Source organism: Mesorhizobium liriopis, from assembly GCF_024053505.1.
Lineage (GTDB): Bacteria > Pseudomonadota > Alphaproteobacteria > Rhizobiales > Rhizobiaceae > Mesorhizobium_B > Mesorhizobium_B liriopis.
In genome coordinates, this window is record NZ_JAMXQS010000001.1 from 414,663 (window position 1) to 432,597 (window position 17,935).

15 protein-coding genes are annotated in these 17,935 nt (G+C 65.9%); 6 read left to right on the plus strand and 9 right to left on the minus strand.

What is annotated here, in order from left to right; translation table 11 throughout:
• Positions 1-163: 163 nt before the first annotated feature.
• Both NGM99_RS01960 and NGM99_RS01965 read right to left on the minus strand, forming a co-directional pair.
• A complete protein-coding gene (locus NGM99_RS01960) occupies positions 164-649 on the minus strand; it encodes a peroxiredoxin (RefSeq protein WP_252815404.1) in 486 nt (161 codons plus the stop codon).
• A gap of 61 nt (positions 650-710) precedes the next feature.
• On the minus strand, positions 711-1,406 hold the full coding sequence (locus tag NGM99_RS01965; protein WP_252815406.1) for a protein-disulfide reductase DsbD domain-containing protein: 696 nt from the start codon (positions 1,404-1,406) through the stop codon (positions 711-713).
• 201 nt (positions 1,407-1,607) lie between these two features.
• Here NGM99_RS01965 and NGM99_RS01970 point away from each other — a divergent pair, with 201 nt between their 5' ends.
• On the plus strand, positions 1,608-2,213 hold the full coding sequence (locus NGM99_RS01970; protein WP_252815830.1) for a YqgE/AlgH family protein: 606 nt from the start codon (positions 1,608-1,610) through the stop codon (positions 2,211-2,213).
• On the opposite strand, the gene NGM99_RS01975 is transcribed toward NGM99_RS01970, so the two are convergent.
• From NGM99_RS01975 to thrC, 4 genes are read right to left on the minus strand one after another with little or no spacing between them, the layout of a single operon-like run.
• The gene (locus NGM99_RS01975) at positions 2,210-5,074 is read right to left on the minus strand and encodes an EAL domain-containing protein (RefSeq protein ID WP_252815832.1); all 2,865 of its coding nucleotides are present in this window, start codon (positions 5,072-5,074) and stop codon (positions 2,210-2,212) included. The genes NGM99_RS01970 and NGM99_RS01975 overlap by 4 nt on opposite strands.
• Positions 5,075-5,102: 28 nt before the next feature.
• On the minus strand, positions 5,103-5,705 hold the full coding sequence (locus tag NGM99_RS01980; RefSeq protein WP_252815409.1) for a GNAT family N-acetyltransferase: 603 nt from the start codon (positions 5,703-5,705) through the stop codon (positions 5,103-5,105).
• A 21-nt stretch (positions 5,706-5,726) separates the two neighbouring features.
• Complete coding sequence (locus tag NGM99_RS01985) at positions 5,727-7,016, minus strand: M16 family metallopeptidase (RefSeq protein WP_252815412.1); 1,290 nt, start codon at positions 7,014-7,016, stop codon at positions 5,727-5,729.
• Positions 7,017-7,021: 5 nt separating this feature from the next.
• Entirely contained in the window at positions 7,022-8,428 is a 1,407-nt protein-coding gene (gene thrC, locus NGM99_RS01990; protein WP_252815414.1) for a threonine synthase, read from the minus strand.
• Between the two features lie 118 nt (positions 8,429-8,546).
• Here thrC and NGM99_RS01995 point away from each other — a divergent pair, with 118 nt between their 5' ends.
• Positions 8,547-9,134, plus strand: a complete 588-nt coding sequence (locus NGM99_RS01995; protein ID WP_252815416.1) for a hypothetical protein — start codon at positions 8,547-8,549, stop codon at positions 9,132-9,134.
• A gap of 8 nt (positions 9,135-9,142) precedes the next feature.
• Here the strand turns inward: NGM99_RS01995 and NGM99_RS02000 are convergent, their stop codons facing one another.
• Complete coding sequence (locus tag NGM99_RS02000; protein WP_252815418.1) at positions 9,143-9,811, minus strand: HAD family hydrolase; 669 nt, start codon at positions 9,809-9,811, stop codon at positions 9,143-9,145.
• Between the two features lie 92 nt (positions 9,812-9,903).
• On the opposite strand from NGM99_RS02000, the gene NGM99_RS02005 reads away from it, so the two are divergent.
• On the plus strand, positions 9,904-11,070 hold the full coding sequence (locus NGM99_RS02005) for a site-specific DNA-methyltransferase (protein WP_252815420.1): 1,167 nt from the start codon (positions 9,904-9,906) through the stop codon (positions 11,068-11,070).
• 252 nt (positions 11,071-11,322) lie between these two features.
• Here NGM99_RS02005 and NGM99_RS02010 read toward each other — a convergent pair whose 3' ends face one another.
• On the minus strand, positions 11,323-11,934 hold the full coding sequence (locus tag NGM99_RS02010) for an HAD family hydrolase (protein ID WP_252815421.1): 612 nt from the start codon (positions 11,932-11,934) through the stop codon (positions 11,323-11,325).
• Positions 11,931-13,043: an A/G-specific adenine glycosylase gene (mutY, locus tag NGM99_RS02015; RefSeq protein WP_252815423.1), complete on the minus strand. Its 1,113-nt coding sequence runs from the start codon at positions 13,041-13,043 to the stop codon at positions 11,931-11,933. The genes NGM99_RS02010 and mutY overlap by 4 nt, the downstream gene beginning before the upstream one ends.
• A 51-nt stretch (positions 13,044-13,094) precedes the next feature.
• Between mutY and NGM99_RS02020 the strand changes: the two genes are divergently transcribed.
• The 3 genes from NGM99_RS02020 to smc all read left to right on the plus strand — a co-directional run bounded on the left by NGM99_RS02020 (position 13,095) and on the right by smc (position 17,911).
• Entirely contained in the window at positions 13,095-13,604 is a 510-nt protein-coding gene (locus NGM99_RS02020) for a DUF721 domain-containing protein (protein WP_252815425.1), read from the plus strand.
• Between the two features lie 89 nt (positions 13,605-13,693).
• On the plus strand, positions 13,694-14,422 hold the full coding sequence (locus tag NGM99_RS02025; RefSeq protein ID WP_252815426.1) for a DsbA family protein: 729 nt from the start codon (positions 13,694-13,696) through the stop codon (positions 14,420-14,422).
• Positions 14,423-14,446: 24 nt separating this feature from the next.
• Positions 14,447-17,911 carry a chromosome segregation protein SMC gene (gene smc / locus NGM99_RS02030; RefSeq protein WP_252815428.1) on the plus strand — a complete coding sequence of 1,155 codons (3,465 nt, stop codon included), beginning with the start codon at positions 14,447-14,449 and terminating at the stop codon, positions 17,909-17,911.
• Positions 17,912-17,935 lie beyond the last annotated feature (24 nt).

The window sequence follows — 17,935 nt, forward strand, 5'->3', positions numbered from 1 at the left end:
GCTCCTCACAGGGGGAGGAGGTGAGCGCGGCGGCCGTACCCTCAGACCAGGCGTCAAGTCTTGAGGTCAGGAACACCGATGACGGCCTCCCTCCCCCTTGTGGGGAGGGATGCGGGGTGGGGGTAACTTCACCGCCCGAACAACGCTTCAGCAGTAGTCACCCTCACAACTGCTCCAAAATCCGCGCAGCGCCTGAAATCTCGGCCTGTCCCGGCGCGTCGCCGCTATTCAGCTCCTTCACCACGCCATCCTCGATGATCATCGAGAAGCGCTGCGAGCGAACGCCCATCCCGGCCTTCGCCAGATCGACGTCCAGCCCCAGCGCCCTTACAAACTCGCCATTCCCGTCCGCCAGGAATTCGATCTTGCCTTCCGCGCCCGCAAATCGCGCCCAGGCTGCCATCACGTGGTGGTCATTCACGGCCACCACCACGACCCGTTCCACGCCCCGCGCACCGATGGCGTCGCGGTTCTCGACAAAGCCGGGCAGGTGGTTGTTGGAACAGGTCGGCGTGAACGCGCCCGGCACGCCGAACAGCACCGAGCGGCCGGAAGCGAAGAGCTCTTTCGTGCTCACATCCTTCGCGCCATCGGCTGATGCGAGCTTGAGCTGAACGTCGGGAATGGTGTCGCCGGGGGCGATGGTCATGGCGTGCTCCGGAAGATTGATCCGCGGGGCAGTTAGGGCAGGGGCGCGAAAAGGGAAAGGCTCAAGGCAGCGTGACGGTGCCCGACACAGCTCGGTCCCCAGCTTTCAGCGTGTAGGGCAGGGCCAACGTCTTTTTGTCTTTCGGTTCGGCCGCCACACGCACCGCGAACCGCCAGCCATCCGGGCTCTTCGCACTCGTGAAATCCTCGAAGGTGAATTGGCCGAGCCCGTCCAGAAACAGCTCCGGCTTTTCCGCGCCATCCGTCAGCGTCGCGGTGAAGACGATGCGGTTTCCCTCGCGCTCCCCTTTCACGATGCCGAACGCGGCCGAAGCCGCCATAGGCAGGGCCTTGAACGCGGCTTCCACGGCCGCCTTGTCCTCCGCATCGTCCCGCTGGTCCGAAGACAGCGCAAAACTCGCCTGCACCGGCACGCAGATCGTCTGGCAGATACCGAGAAACGCATCCGCCTGAAGCCGCCACGGCTTCGCTGTGTCCGCGATCCTGAACGTCACCGGCAGTGAAACCGAAGCGCCATAGCCGGCCCATGGCCCATACCCGTCATCATGCCGCTCGGGCGCCGGGAACGCGATTTCCGCCCCGCCCACATTCTCGCTCTTCGAAACGTCCAGGCTCGGGGGCACGCCGGCCTCCCCGGGGTCGCGCCAATAGGTCTTCCAGCCCGGCTTCAGATCGATCTCGAGAATGCCGCGCAAGCTCCCGTCATCGGCAGCGGGACCGGCCGTGATCAGCCGCACGCTTCCGCCTTCCGACTCGACCCAGTCCGTGGAAGCCGCTCGCGCGGGAAGCGCAAAGAGTGATGCGCAAAGCAGCACAAATGTAAGCGATTTTATTGGCAAAACGTGCTGGACAATCCGTTTGCCGGTTCCAGGTGAATTGACGACACGCGCCGAAAACAGTCTTTTCAAGTGCTTGGGAAAGAGATTACCATGACGGGCATGGATATTCTGCGCCGCAAAGCCGAGGCCGAGCCGGGATTTCTGGACGGTCATTTCCTGATCGCCATGCCGTCCATGCAGGACGACCGCTTCGCGCGCGCCGTTATCTATGTCTGCGCCCATTCGGAAGAAGGCGCGATGGGACTGATCATCAACCAGCCCCAGGCCATGCTCTTTCCCGACCTGCTCGTGCAACTCGGCATCGTCGATGAGGACGCAGCCATCCGCCTGCCGTCCAGGGCGCGCGACATCGTGGTGCGCAATGGCGGCCCGGTGGACCGTTCGCGCGGCTTCGTTCTGCATTCGGGCGACTATCAGGTGGATTCCTCCCTGGCCGTGTCCGACGATGTCTGCCTCACCGCCACCATCGACATGCTGCGCGCCATCTCCACCGGCAACGGCCCGCGCCATGCGCTGATGGCGCTCGGCTATGCTGGATGGGGTGCCGGCCAGCTCGAAACCGAGATCGCGTCGAATGGATGGCTGACTGCACCCGCCAGCCTCGACATGCTGTTCGGCAACGACCTCGACGAGACTTACGTGCGCATTCTCGCCTCGATCGGCGTGGACATCGCGCATCTCAGCAGCGCCGCCGGTCACGCCTAACTCTGCGGCTGGGCCGCGCGGAACTGCTCGCGCAACAGCTTCTGCACCGCATCCGCCGTCATCGGCGCGCCGAACAAGAAGCTCTGCACATATTCACAGCCCATCTGGCGCAGCTGAAGCGCGTCACTTTCGTCGCTGACCCCTTCCGCCACCACCGACAGCCCCAGCTCGTGCGCCATGCTCACCATGCTTTTCAGCAGCACCGTGCGCTTGGGCGAGTTGTCGTCCACGAAGCTCTTATCGATCTTGATCGTGTCGAACGGGAAGCGCGTGAGATAGGAGAGCGACGAGTAGCCCGTGCCGAAGTCGTCGAGTGAAAGCCCGATGCCGAGGCCCTTGAGCTTCTTGAGGACATGCGCGGTCTGCTCGGGATTGTCCATCACCAGCGATTCCGTCAGCTCAAGCCGGAAGCAGCGCGGCTTGATCCCTGCGCGCGCCACCACCGAGCGCACATCGCTGACGAGATCGCGGCGGATCAGCTGGCGGCTCGACAGGTTCACCGACACGAAGAGCGGATGCGACCCGAACTGGTCCTGCCAGAGCGAAAGGTCGTCCGCCGCCCGCTGCATGGCAAACAGCCCGAGCTGCACGATCAGCCCGCAATTCTCGGCGATCGGAATGAAGTCCGAAGGCGGGATCTGCCCGCGGCGCGGATGCTCCCAGCGCATCAGCGCCTCGAAGCCAGCCAGACTGCGATCTTCCAGCCGCACGATCGGCTGATAGGCCAGCGTCAGCTCGCGCCGTTCCAGTGCGCGGCGAAGGTCGGATTCGATCTGCAGGCGATCCGTCCCGCCGGTGCGGAAGGCCGGGCGGAAGGGCTCGATGCGGTCGCCGCCAAAGCGCTTGGCCTGATGCATCGCGAGCTCGGCATCCTTCACCATGTCCTCGGCGAGCGCATCGTTTCCCGTCCAGGAAACGAGGCCGACGGAGGCCGTCAGCACGATCTCGCGCTTGGCGAAATTGATCGGCGCGCTGATCGCCTGCTTGATGGCGTCGGCCACGGCCGCGATGCGTGCCGGATCCTGCTCGGAAATCAGCATCAGGGCGAACTGGTCGCCGGCAAAGCGCGAAAGCGAGTCGCTCGGCTTCAAGAGGCGATGCAGGCGGCGCGCCAGCGTCAACAGGATCGTGTCGCCGGCCGAGATCCCGAGACCCGTATTCACCTGCTTGAAACGGTCGATGTCGATCACGAACACCGATGGCCTGATCTTGTGCTCGGTCTTGGCGATGGCCACCATCGCTTCCAGCCGGTTCATGAACAGTTCGCGATTGGGCAGGCCGGTCAGGTTGTCGTGCACGGCGTCGTGCAGGAGCCGCTCTTCCGACTTCTTGTGTTCGGTCACGTCGATCATGGTGCCGACGCATCGCATCACCTCGCCGTCCGAGCCGACCACAGGCCGGGCGCGAAGCGCGAACCAGTGATAATGCCCGTCCGCCCCGCGCAGGCGGAAGTTCTGGCTGATCTGCCCGCGCCGGTGTTCGAGCACCATGTCGAGCGTGGTGCGGAAGGTATCGCGGTCGTCGGCATGCAGGATCGGCAACCAGTTGCGCGCCGCTCCACCCAGCGTGCCGGGTTGCAGGCCCAGCTGCGAGGCGACGTCGGGCCGCGTGACCACCCGGTCGCGCAACACGTCCCAGTCCCACACCACGTCGCCCGCGCCCAGCACAGCCAACGCCTGCCGCTCCATGTCGGAAAACATGCCATGGTGGAGGGCACCGCCCGCGAAAGCGTGCTGCATCACGGTGAAGCCGATCAGGAGGATGATCAGGATCAGCCCGCCGCCGATGGCCGGCTGCACGATATCGTTGTCGAGCATGCCGGTGACCGCCATCCAGCCGCCCACCATCCAGACCAGCACCATGACCCAGCTCGGGATCAGCATCACGGCCCGGTCGTAGTTCTGGATGCCGAGATAGACGATCAGCCCGATGCCGATCACGGCTGTCGCCGCAAACGATATGCGCGCCACGCCCGCCGCCACTGGCGGATCGACCACGGCGACGCCAGCGAGCGCCAGGAGCCCCAGCACCCAGCCGATGGCCGCGTAAGAGAAGTGCCCGTGCCAGCGGTTGAGGTTGAGATAGGTGAACAGGAACACCACGAAGGTCGCGGCCAGCCCCACTTCCGTGCTCGCCCGCCAGATCTGCTCATTGCCGGGCGAGATTTCGATCAGCTTGCTCAGGAAACCGAAATCGACCGAGATATAGGCCAGCACCGCCCATGAAAGCGCGGCCGTCGCCGGGAACATCGACGTGCCCTTGACCACGAAAAGGATCGTCAGGAACAGCGCGAGCAGGCCCGCAATGCCGATCACGATGCCGCGGAACAGCGTGTAGGAGTTGATCGAATCCTTGTAGGCCTCGGGCTCCCATAGATAAACCTGCGGCAGGCGCGGGGAGGCGAGCTCGGCGACGAATGTCACCACGGCACCCGGATCGAGCGTCACGCGGAACACGTCGGCATCCGGGCTGTCCTGCCGGTCGAGCGCGAAGCCTTCGCTCGGCGTGATGGCCGCGATACGCGTCGAGCCGAGATCCGGCCAGACGAAACCCGAATCCACCAGACGAAAATGCGGCGCCACGATCAGCCGGTCGAGCTGCTCGTCGGTCGTGTTGGCGAGCGCGAAGACGGCCCAGTCGCCGCTCGCGCGCGCGTCCTTGGCCTCCACCTCGATACGCCGCACCACCCCATCCGCGCCGGGCGCGGTCGAGACCTGGAAACTGTCGCCCTTGTTGCGCTGGATTTCGACGGCGGCCGACAGGTCGAGCGCGCGGTCGTCACGCGCGATCGCGATGGGCTCGAGCGCATGCGCTGCGAGCGTCGGAAAAAGCAGCAGGAAGGCCGCAGCCAAAAGGCGCACAGCGGCAAGCGTGTCTCGCACCGTTTACTCAGCCTTTCCTTGTCGAGGCGTCGGAGGGGGAGTCTCCCGCGATCAGCGAGAACAGGATATGATCGTGCCAGGCTCCGTTGATCCTGAGAAAGGATCGAAGCAGCCCTTCGCGCTGGAATCCGGCTTTTTCAAGCACACGCGCCGAACGGTTGTTGGTGGGGATGCAGGCGGCCTCCAGCCGGTGCAGGCGTAACCGTTCGAAGCTGTACTGCGCCACCAGCCGAACCGCATCCACCATGAAGCCTTGCCCTGCGAAGCGTTCGCCCACCCAATAGCCGATATGGGCCGATTGGGATACGCCATGGCGGATGTTTCCGAGCGTGATCCCGCCGATCAGGTGCCCCGCTTTCCGATCGAAGATCAGAAAAGCGAGCGCGGTGCCGTCTGCCTGATCCTGCCGGTAGCGCCGCAGGCGTTGCCGCCAACTCGCGCGCTCCAGCTCGTCGGGTGCCCAGCGCGGCTCCCAGGGTTCGAGAAAGGCCCGGCTGTCGCGCCGCAGGCTCGCCCACTGCCGGTAGTCGCTCGTTCGTGGCGGGCGCAGGACCACGCGGTCACCGACGAGCTCGGGTTCCGGTCGGCTGAAGGAGGGCAGGCCCCACATGGCGCGTTGAGTGTCGCGACCTCAAACCGCGATGCGATGGAAAATGGGTTCGGGGCCGAGCTGTCCCGCGATCTCCTCGAAGCTCGCCAGCGTCTCGACGGGCCCGACGGCCGTCACGGTCGGACGCGACGAGAACAGGCGCGACGACAGGTCGGTCAGGCGATCCACCGTCAGCGCGCCCAACCGGTCCATCAGTTCCTCGCGGTCGATGGGGCGCCCGAACAAAAGCAGCTGACGCGCGATCTGCGAGGCCCGGCTCGACGCGCTCTCGGCCGACATGATGAGCCCCGCGCGATACTGCGCGCGTGCGCGGTCGAGTTCCTGCTGGTCGATGTGCTGGCCGGCTTTCTGAAGCTCGGTCATGATCATCGGCAGGAGCTTGGCCAGATCCTCACCGCCGGTCGCGGCATGGATGCCGAACAGGCCGGTATCCGAGAAGCCCCAGTGGAAGGCATAGATCGAGTAGCAGAGCCCGTGCTTCTCGCGCACTTCCTGGAACAGGCGCGAGGACATGCCGCCGCCGAGCACCATGGACAGCACCTGGCTCGCATAGAAATCGCGCACGTGATAGGCGCGGCCTTCGAAGCCGAGCACCACCTGCGCGTCCATCAGGTCGCGCGCTTCGCGATAGTCGCCGCCGGTATAAACGGATTGCGGCGCCGGAACGCTGGTGGCGGTGGGGCGGAAGCTGCCGAGGCGCTTTTCCACCTGGCGCACGAAGCTGTAGTGATCGACCTTGCCCGCCGCGACCACCACCATGCGGTCCGCGCCGTACTGGCGTTCCATGAAGCGGTGGATGTCCTTCGAAGTGAACGACTTCACCGTTTCCGGCGTGCCGAGGATCGAGCGGCCGATGGTCTGTTTCAGATAGGCGGTTTCGGTGAAGCGGTCGAAAACGATGTCGTCGGGCGTGTCGTGCGCGGCGCCGATTTCCTGCAGGATCACATGCTGCTCGCGGCGCAGCTCTTCGGGGTCGAAGCGGCTTTCGGTGAGAATGTCGGCGAGAAGGTCGATGCCGAGTTCGAGGTCTTCATAAAGCACGCGGGCGAAGAAGGAGGTCGTCTCGACGCTTGTCGCCGCGTTGATCTCGCCGCCCACATTCTCGATCTCGGCGGCAATCTCGAAAGCCGTGCGCCGCTTGGTGCCCTTGAAGGCCATATGCTCGAGCAGGTGGGCCATGCCATGCTCTTCGTCCCGCTCGTCGCGGGCGCCCGATTTGACCCAGACCCCGAGGGCAACCGTATCGACGGAGGGGAAATTTTCGGTGGCAACCGTCAGGCCGTTCGACAGACGGCTAACCTCTACACCCATACGGACTAAACTCCCTGACGCACCGCACGGGCGCGATTTGCGATATATTCTTCCACACTTTTGGGCTCGGAGGGAAGCCTCGCGAATTTTTCCGGCCGATCCAGGAGATCGGCCAGCCATGCCGGCAGCGGCGGGCGCATGCCGGACGCTTCGGCCACCGCATCGGGGAACTTGGCCGGATGCGCGGTGGCGAGCACGACCATCGGCGTGTCACGATCGGCGAAGCGCTCGGCCACCCGCACGCCCGTCGCCGTATGCGGATCGAGCAGATATTCGCTGTGGCGCAGCGTGTCGGCGATGGTCGCAGCCGTCTCCGCCATCGGCGACGCGCCCGCGTCGAACTCGGCGCGGATGGCGGCCAGCGCCTTCTCTTCAACCGTGAAGGCCCCGCTCTGCTTCAAGCCCGCCATGGCGGTGCGCACCGCGCTCGCATCACGGCCGTAGGCCTCGAACAGCAGCCGTTCGAAGTTGGACGAGATCTGGATGTCCATGGATGGCGAGGAAGTCGCGACCACGCCCTCCATCGAGTAACGGCCCGTCGCCAGCGTGCGCGCGAGAATGTCGTTGTCGTTGGTGGCGATCACCAGGCGCTCGACCGGCAGACCCATCTTCTTTGCCGCGTAGCCTGCGAAGATGTCGCCGAAATTGCCTGTCGGCACCGTGAACGAGACCGGCCGATCCGGTGCGCCCAGCGAAAGGGCCGACGAGAAGTAATACACGATCTGGGCCATGATCCGTGCCCAGTTGATCGAGTTGACGCCCGACAGGCTCACGCGGTCGCGGAAACCGAGATCGTTGAACAGCGCCTTCACGAGGTTCTGGCAGTCGTCGAAATTGCCGTCCACCGCCAGCGCATGCACGTTCGGCGCCGTCGATGTCGTCATCTGATGCTGCTGCACCGCCGAAACGCGTCCATACGGAAACAGGATGAAGATATCGACGCGTTCGCGGCCCGCGAAGGCCTCGATGGCAGCGCCCCCGGTGTCGCCGGACGTCGCGCCCACGATCGTCGCGCGCGCGCCGCGTTCGTTGAGAACATGGTCCATCAGCCGCCCGAGCAGCTGCATCGCCACATCCTTGAAGGCGAGCGTCGGCCCATGGAAGAGTTCGAGCAGGAACCGGTTGTCGCCGATCTGCGTGATCGGGCACACCGCGCGATGGCGGAAGGTGCCATAGGCCTCGCGCACGATGCGCACGAAATCCGCGCTTGCGATCTCGCCGCCGAGGAAAGGCGTCAAGAGCCGCACCGCGAGGTCGGGATAGGAGAGGCCACGCATGGCGCGGATCTCGGCTGCGCTGAACTGCGGCCACTCGGCCGGCACATAGAGCCCGCCATCACGTGCGAGGCCGGCCAGCAGCACGTCCGAAAAGCCGAGAACGGGAGCCTCGCCGCGCGTGCTCACATATTGCATGAACTGAACTCCAGCCTGGGCGCCACTGAATGGCTTAGTGGATGGCGCAGTGCGGTGGGTCGCATTTTTGCCGCCGCGTTGCTATAGGGCAGACGCTTCATCAGGGGGAAGTGCCTGTATGGTGTTTCAGCTTTTTCAGTCGGCGACCGCACTTCGCCGGACCGCCATTCTTTGTTCGCTCGGGGCCATGGGCGCCTTGAGCGCTTGCCAGAATACTTCCGGGGCGCAGACCGCGACCGACACCACCAGCGGCAAGCCGAAAGTCAGTCAGACCGAGCTTCGCGCCTTCTGCCCGCCGGTCGTTCTGCGCGAAGGCACCAGCTTCTTCAATTCCTACGCCAAGGGCGGCGAGGGCGACGGCACCAAGCTGCGCTATCAGGTTTCCATCAACGATGTGACCCGCTCCTGTGTTCACAACGGCGATCAGGTCACGATGACGATCGCGGTCGCCGGCCGCGTCGTGCCGGGCCCGGTCCGCGCGGCGGGTGCGGCCACCGTGCCGATTCGCGTGGCCGTCACCGCCGACGATCAGGTGCTCTACTCGCAGCTTTTCCAGCACGCGATCGAGGTGCCCGGCGGCGTATCCGCCACCCAGTTCACCTTCACCGACCCGAACGCCACCTTCACCGCGCCCGACATCGCGCGCGTCAAAGCATTCGTGGGCTTCGACGAGGGCGAACCGAAGAAGACGGCGGCCGCCGAGTAATCGCGTCCTTACGCCGGCTCCGACCACTCGCCCAGCGCCGCCAGCGTGCGGGGCAGGGCGCTCATGCGGCTGATCACGGTTTCCGCGCCCGCTTCGGTCAGCGCGTCCGCCAGCCCCGGATAGGTCGCCTCGCCGCCGGTGAAACCGACCGCGCGCATGCCGGCCTCGCGGGCGGCGATGATGCCGGCCGGCGTCGTGTCCACGACGACGCAGGCTTCGGGCGTTGCCGCAGCCGCCGCCTGCAAAAGCAGATCCTTGTAGGATTTCGGATTGGCCGGATCGAAAACATCGATGCGGCCCGCGAAGATCTGATCCAGCCCCGCCGCCTTAAGGATTTTCTCCGTCCGCTTGCGATCGTGCAGCGAAACCGCGTCGAACGGCGCGCCGAGATGCGCGAGCGTCGAGCGCACGCCGTCCACCCCGCGCATTTCGCGGATGCGCTGCTCAACCGCCGTATCCGCAGCGCCGATCAGCGAGGCCTGCAACGGAAGCGGCGACCGCTCTTCGAGCTTCAGGAGAATATCCTTGAACGGAAGCCCTCGATAATCCTCGATCAGTTCGTCGGGCGAGATCTCCACGCCCACGACGCGCAGCACTTCGGCTTGCGCCTCGGCGACGAGCCTGAGCGAGTCCACGATGACGCCTTCCAGCGCGAAGATGACCAATTGGGTTCGCATAAGACCTCGATCGCTGCGATGTTGATTAAATTTTTACCCTGTCCGGTAACCATGGCGCTCTGTGAAGTCACGCGTAGCGTTCAGGGTTCCCGATGCAGCTCCAGCCCCGTATCCTCGATGCCGTCGAGCACGTCCAGCTCACGGCGCCCGTTCAGCGCCCCGTTCAGCACAAGGCGCCCTGGCTCGACACGATCATAAAGGGCGACTGTGTCGCGGCGTTGAACAAGCTGCCCGACCACTCGGTGGATATGATCTTCGCCGACCCGCCCTACAACCTCCAGCTCGGCGGCGATCTGCATCGGCCAGACCAGTCCAAGGTCGATGCGGTGGACGACGCGTGGGACCAGTTCGAAAGCTTCGAAGCCTATGACGCCTTCACCCGCGCCTGGATGATGGCCGTGCGCCGTGTCCTGAAACCCAACGGCACGATCTGGGTGATCGGCTCCTATCACAACATCTTCCGCGTCGGCGCGAAGCTCCAGGATCTCGGCTTCTGGATCCTCAACGACGTCGTGTGGCGCAAGACCAACCCAATGCCGAACTTCCGCGGCCGCCGTTTCCAGAATGCGCATGAGACCATGATCTGGGCGAGCCGCAGCCAGGAGTCGAAGGGCTACACCTTCAACTACGAGGCGATGAAGGCCGCCAACGACGACACGCAAATGCGCTCGGACTGGCTCTTCCCGATCTGCACCGGCCACGAGCGGTTGAAGAACGAGGACGGCGGCAAGCTGCATCCGACCCAGAAGCCCGAAGCGCTGCTCGCGCGCATCATCATGTCCTCGACCAAGCCCGGGGATGTCGTGCTCGACCCCTTCTTCGGCTCGGGCACGACGGGAGCGGTCGCCAAGCGTCTTAACCGCCACTTCGTCGGCATCGAGCGCGAGCAGGAATATATCGACGCCGCCCATGCCCGCATCGAGGCCGTCAAGCCGCTGGATATCGAGGATGCCACGCCCATGGGCGGCAAGCGCGCCGAGCCCCGCGTCGCCTTCGCCACGCTGCTCGACAGCAATCTGATCACCGCCGGCACCATGCTCTACGACGCCCGCCGCCGCTTCTCGGCTCGGGTGAGGGCCGACGGCACGCTCGCGGTCGGCAACCACGCCGGCTCGATCCACCGCGTGGCAGCCGAACTGCAAGGCTTCGAATCCTGCAACGGCTGGACCTTCTGGCACTACGAGCGCAATGGCGGGCTGACGCAGATCGATGAGCTGCGGAAGATCGCACGCCTCGGCATGCAGCGGGCCGGTGGGTGAGAGGCAGCGGCCGAGGGTAGGCAGGAGTTTGTGAGTTCCAGAAAGACCTGAGCGGCGGCCAAGTCATCCCCACCCTGTGTTCCTCCCCCAAAGGGGGAGGGAGCTCACCAGCGTCGCAAGCCACCTCCGCGCCAGATGCCAAGCTTTAGAATGGAGCTCAACGACGACGTCCCCCTCCCACTTGTGGGGAGGGGTAAGGGGTGGGGGTGACCTTTCCACCCGCACGCCCATCACCGCATTCCTAGTGCAAGACTAAACCCGCACCCCCAACCCGCGTAGATCCTCTTCCAGCTTCGCAGCCCCTTCGAACAGCACCGCCTGCCACCCCGCAGCCCGCGCCGCTTCCACATTCTTCAAACTATCGTCGATGAAGAGGCTCGCCGCCGGCTCCAGCCCGAAGTTCCGCGCGTGAACCTCGTAAATCTCGCGATCCGGCTTGATCAGCCCGATCTCGCCCGAAACCGTCACGCCGCGCGGCCATGCCAGAAACGGAAACCGTGCCTGCGCTTCCTTGAACGTGTCCTTGGCCCAGTTGGTCAGCATGGTCACGTCATAGCCCTTGTCGATCAGGCGCTTCATGAGAGCGACGCTGTCTTCATAGGCATGCGGCACCATCTCGTGCCAGTAGCGGCGGAAGTTGCGGATGTTCTCCTCATGGCCCGGATGCGTCTTGATCGCCAAGGCCTCGGCATCCTCCCATGAGCGCCCGCGATCCTGTTCCACATTCCAGTCATGCGTGCAGACATTCTCGAAGAACCAGTTGCGCTCCGTCTCGTCGGGAATGAAGCGGCTGAACACGAGATGCGGGTCGTAGTGGATCAGCACCTTGCCGATGTCGAACACGATGTGGCGGATTTCCGTCATGGCTTGCCTTTGGCTTTGGGTGGAAACGCGGTGGGAATAGCGCATCGGATGGCTTTTCGCATCACCGTCGGCAGCGCTTCGCCCTCCCATTCGGCGGCCTGCGACCACCACGAGCCCGGTGGCGCCTTCGCGGTCTCGACGCCGTCCGTGCGATAGACCTTGAGCGTCAGTCCGAAATGCGTGAAGCCGTGCTCGGCCGTGCCGACCTCGCGCCAGCGCGCGTGAAAGGGCGCCGCCCGTTCCGTCGTGTCGCCATCCTGCCGCGCGTTCCAGTCGCTGTTGGGTACCTCCGCCATGCCGGCGAGCAGCCCCGTGCCCGCCCGCTTGCGCAACAGGATCGCCCCGTCGCGCCGCACCGCCACGAAGGCCGCACCCACACGCGTCGGCTTCTCGGCCTTCGGTGCCTTGACGGGATAAAGGTCCTGCTCACCCCGCTGCCGCGCCAGACACGGCTCCCGCCAGGGACAAAACATGCAGGCCGGCCGGCGTGGCGTGCACACCGTCGCGCCCAGATCCATCATCGCCTGCGCGAAATCGCCGGGCCGAACGGGCGGCACCATCGCCGCCACCGCCTCGCGAATGGCGTTCTTGGCCTTGGCCGGCGGCACGGGCAGGGCCAGCATCCGCGCCATCACCCGCTCCACATTGCCGTCCACCACCGCTGCCGGCTGGCCGAACGCGATGGCTGCGACCGATGCCGCCGTGTAAGCGCCCAGCCCCGGCAGCTTGCGCAATTCCGCTTCCGTTTGCGGAAACGCGCCCAGCTCCGCCACCACCTTCGCGCAGGCCACCAGATTGCGCGCCCGCGAATAGTAGCCGAGGCCCGCCCAGGCCTTCATGATGTCGTCGGCTTCAGCTGCGGCCAGCGCTTCGATCGTGGGCCAAAGTGACGTGAACCGCGCGAAGAACGGTTTCACAGCCTCCACCATGGTCTGCTGCAGCATGATCTCGGAGAGCCAGACGCGGTAGGGATCGGGCACGGCGCCGCTCTTCAGCGCTGCAGGGCTCACCCGCCAGGGCAGGGTGCGGGCGCTTGTGTCGTACCAATCGAGAAGGGCTTCCGCGAGCGGATGGGTCGGCTCCGCGCTGGCGACAAGGTGATTCTGCATCAGAAGCGTCGCGCCACTCGCTCATCTTCCTTTGAAGGTTTAAGATCGGGCATGGCTGCCGATTTCCCTTTTCGTGACCGTGGTCCCCGCGCCGTGCCGCTCGCCGACTTGTCCGCCGGCGTGCTCGACCCGGTCCTGCGCAAGCGCGCCGGCTTGAGCGTCGCCCTGGTTCAGGCCTGGGAGGAGATCGTCGGTCCTCATGTAAGCCGCCGCTCGCGTCCCGAAAAGATACAATGGCCCAAACGCGTGCGCGACAGCGGTCGCAACGAGCCTGCCACGCTGGTGATCGCCTGCGAAGGCTCCGCCGCCCTCGAGCTTCAGCATGAGACGACCGAGATCATCGCCCGCGTCAACCGCTTCATCGGCTCCTACGCCATCGGCCGCATCAAGCTGATCCAGAAACCGATCTATCGCATGGAGCGCGAAAAGCCCGCGCCTCTGCGCCCCCTGAGTCTGGCGGAGAGCAAGCGGCTCGCTTCCACGGTCGCGGCGGTCGAGAACCCCGATCTACGCGCCGCGCTCGAACGGCTCGGGGCGTCGGTGATGGCCAAGCGCCGCTGAACACAGCGTCTCGGCCATATTTCATGCCAACTTCTCTGCATTGGTGCAGAAGGCCCTTGTTTCTTTGTCCGCCTGAAGGTGATTCGCCGATGTCCGCCCGTTTTTCCCGCCGCTCGATGCTGTCCACGATCGCGCTCGCGCCCGCTGCCGTCTGGCTCGCCTCCTGCTCGGAATCGGACGCGCAGACCGCGAACAATGGCGAGGCCACGACGACGGCACCCGCCGCCACGCCTGCGGTTCCGGCGGCCAACGCACCGGAAGCATCAGGCACCGTCGACATGAACAAGCTGCTCGAAGCCGGTCAGCTTCCCGACCAGCAGCTCGGCAAGGCCGACGCACCCGTCACCATCGTCGAATACGCCTCGATGACCTGCCCGCACTGTGCGCATTTCGCCGAAACCACGCTGCCGACCATCAAGCAGAAATATATCGACAGCGGCAAGGCGCGCCTGATCATGCGCGAATTCGCCTTCGACCCGCGCGCCGAAGCGGGCTTCATGCTGGCGCGCTGCTCGGGCGACAAATATTTCCCCATGATCGACGTGCTGTTCCGCCAGCAAGCCCAGTGGGCGGGCGGCGACAATGCGCGCGACGCGCTTCTCCAGCTTTCCAAGCTTGCCGGCTTTACACAGGCCTCTTTCGAGTCCTGCTTGACCGACCAGAAGCTTCTGGACCAAATCAGGTCGGTGAAGGACCGTGCGGCCAATGATTTCGGGGTCGACTCCACGCCGACCTTCTTCATCAACGGCAAGGTATACAAAGGGGCGCTCACGGTTGAGCAGATGTCCGCCATCATCGATGGGCTGCTGGCCGCGTAACGAGCCTCAAACGAGGCGCGCGACGTGAAGTTCACGCGCCTCCGCATCCTCGGCTTCAAGTCCTTCGTGGAGCCGGCGGATTTCGTGATCGAAAAGGGGCTGACGGCCGTCGTCGGCCCCAATGGTTGCGGCAAGTCCAACCTGGTGGAAGCGCTCCGCTGGGTGATGGGCGAAAGCTCCTACAAGAACATGCGCGCGTCCGGCATGGACGACGTGATCTTCTCAGGGAGCGGCAACCGCCCCTCGCGCAACACGGCCGAAGTCACCCTTTTCCTCGACAATGCCGACCGCACGGCACCCGCCGCCTTCAACGGCGAGGACGAGCTGCAGGTCTCGCGCCGCATCGAGCGCCAGTCGGGCTCGACCTATCGCATCAATGGCCGCGAGGCCCGCGCGCGCGACGTGCAGCTGCTTTTCGCCGACCAGTCCACCGGCGCGCGCTCGCCCTCCATGGTGGGGCAGGGGCGCGTCAGCGAGCTGATCCAAGCCAAGCCGCAGGCCCGCCGCGCGCTACTCGAAGAAGCCGCAGGCATTTCCGGCCTCCATTCGCGCCGCCACGAGGCCGAGCTGCGCCTGAAGGCCGCCGAAACCAATCTCGAACGGCTGGACGATGTGGCTGGCGAACTCGAAGGCCAGATCGAAAGCCTGAAGCGCCAGGCGCGCCAGGCGGTGCGCTACAAGAACCTCGCGGCCGACATCAAGCGCGGCGAAGCGACCGTGCTCCATCTCCGCTGGCTTGCGGCCAAGGCCGCGCAGGACGAGGCACGCAAGGCCCTCGACCGCGCCACGCTGACGGTGGCCGAGCGCGCCAACGCCCAGACGCAGGCCGCGCGCGATCAGGCCGTCAACCTCCACGGCCTTCCCGCGCTCCGCGAAAAGGAAGCGGAAGAGGCGGCTGTCGTCGCACGTCTCAATATCCAGCGCATGAACCTCGACGAGGAAGCCGCTCGCATCTGCGCGCGCCAAACGGAGGTGGACCGGCTTCTGCGGGAGATCGCCGCCGATCTTGCGCGCGAAGAAGCCATCGCACGCGACAACCAGGACGTGATCGGCCGCCTCGACACGGAAGAAAAGAATCTCAGATCCTCGGACGAAGCAGCCGTTTCCCGTCTCGCCAGGGCCATCGAGGCGGAAGCCGCGGCGCGCGCCACGCTGGCGCTCAGCGAAGCCGCCATGGTTTCGCTCACCGCCGAGCACGCCCAAGCCACCGCCGAGCGCAACGCCGCCGAGCGCGCACTGGCGGAAGCCGACCAGCGCCTGTCCCGCGCCCGCGCCGAGCAGGACCGCATCGAGCGCGACGTGAACGACGTTGCCGCGAAGCTCGCCGCCTTGGTCGATCCCACTGCCATTCGCACCCAGCTTGAAGAGGCCGAGCGCCAGCTTCTCAAAGCGGAAGCCGATGCCGCCGCAACCGAGGCCCGCGTCGCTGAAGCTCGCGAAGCCGAAGCCGGCCTGCGCCCCGCGCTGACGGAGGCCAAGGCCACGCTGGCCCGCCTGGAAGGCGAGGCGCGCGTTATCCGCAAGCTGATCGAGCAGTTGGGCGGCGGCAAGAGCTTCCCTCCCGTGCTCGAAAGCATTCTCGTCGAGCGCGGCTTCGAGGCTGCCCTGGGCGCCGCGCTGGGCTCCGACCTCGACGCGCCGACCGATGCTGCCGCCAAGATCCATTGGGCCGGCAGCCAGCCGCACCCCTCCGACCCGGCACTTCCCGAGGGCACGACGCCGCTCAGCGAGCACGTGCGCGGCCCCCGCGCGCTGTCGCGTCGTCTCGCGCAGGTCGGCGTCGTGCCCGACCTCGCCACCGGCAAGCGGCTCCAAGCCGAACTCGCGCCCGGCCAGCGCCTCGTTTCCCGCGAAGGCGCCTTCTGGCGCTGGGACGGCCTCATGGCCGCCGCCGACGCGCCCAGCAGCGCCGCCCAGCGCCTCGCCCAGAAGAACCGCCTATTCGAACTCGAAACCGAGACCACGCAGGCCAAAGCCGAGCATGACCGCCAGAGCGCTTTGGCGGTGGAAGCCGAGCGCGAAACCCGCGCCGCGTCCGATGCGGCGGAAGCGGCTCGCGGGACGATGCGCGACCAGACCCAGGCACTCGCCACGCTGCGCGCCGCTCTCAAGCGCGCCGAGGAAGCCGCCGGCGGCCTGACCCTGCGCGCCGCAGCCCTCGACGAAGCGCTCACGCGCGCCAAGGCCACCGTAGCGCTCGAAGAAGACGCGCAAGCCGGCGCCCGCAACCGCCGCGACGCCGCGCCCGACCCGCGCGTGCTTCGCGAGCGCACTGATGCAGCCTACAGCACGGTCGCCCGCGACCGCAGCGCGCAAAGCAACGCCCAAGGCGAGATCGACCGCCTCAAGCGCGAGAAGGACGGCCGAGCCCGTCGCTTGCAGGCCATCGCCGGCGAGCGCCAATCCTGGCTATCCCGTGTCGAAACCGCCAGTCGCCAGCTTTCCGTTCTTTCCGAACGCAAGGCCCAGGCCGAGCGCGAGCAGGCGATGCTTGCGGAAGCCCCCGACGAACTCGCCGCCAGGCGCCGCACGCTCACCACGGAACTCGCCAGCGCCGAGGAAGCGCGAAACCGCGCCGCCGACAAGGTGGCCGAAGCCGAAACCCGCCAAACCAGTTTCGATCGTGCGGCGGCGAGTGCCGCGCAAAGCCTGTCCCAGGCCCGCGAAGAGCGCGCCCGCGCGGAAGAGCGCCTCAACGCCACCGATGCCCGCCGGGCCGAAGTCGAAGCGCGCATTACGGACGAACTCGGCGTCGAGCCCCACAAGGCCATCGAACTCGCCGGCCTCTCCGACAAAGATCCTTTGCCCGACCAGCCGGATGTCGAGCGCCGCATCGAACGGCTGAAATTTGAGCTCGAACGCCTCGGCGCGGTCAACCTGCGCGCGGAAGAAGAGGCGAGGGAACTCGGCGGCCGCTTCGACCTCATCGTGCGCGAGCGCGAGGATGTGATCGAAGCCGTGCGCAAGCTGCGCGGCGCCATCGGCGCGCTCAACCGCGAAGGCCGCGAGCGCTTGCTGGCCGCGTTTCAGCTCGTCAACACACAGTTCCAGCGCCTGTTCACCCATCTTTTCGGCGGCGGCACGGCGGAGCTTGTCCTGGTCGAGTCCGACGATCCGCTTCAGGCCGGTCTCGAGATCATGGCCCGCCCACCGGGCAAGAAGCCCCAGACCATGACGCTTCTGTCTGGCGGCGAACAGGCGCTCACCGCCATGTCGCTGATCTTCGCCGTGTTCCTCACGAACCCCGCACCCGTCTGCGTGCTGGACGAGGTGGACGCCCCGCTCGACGACCACAATGTCGAGCGCTTCTGCAACCTGCTCGACGAGATGTCGCGCACCACCGAAACGCGCTTCATCGTCATCACCCACAACCCGATCACCATGGCCCGCATGGATCGCCTCTTCGGCGTCACCATGGCCGAGCAGGGCGTCAGCCAGCTCGTTTCCGTCGATCTGCAAACGGCTGAGACGATCCGCGAAACGGCCTGACCGGGCGCGCCCCGTCACATGCAT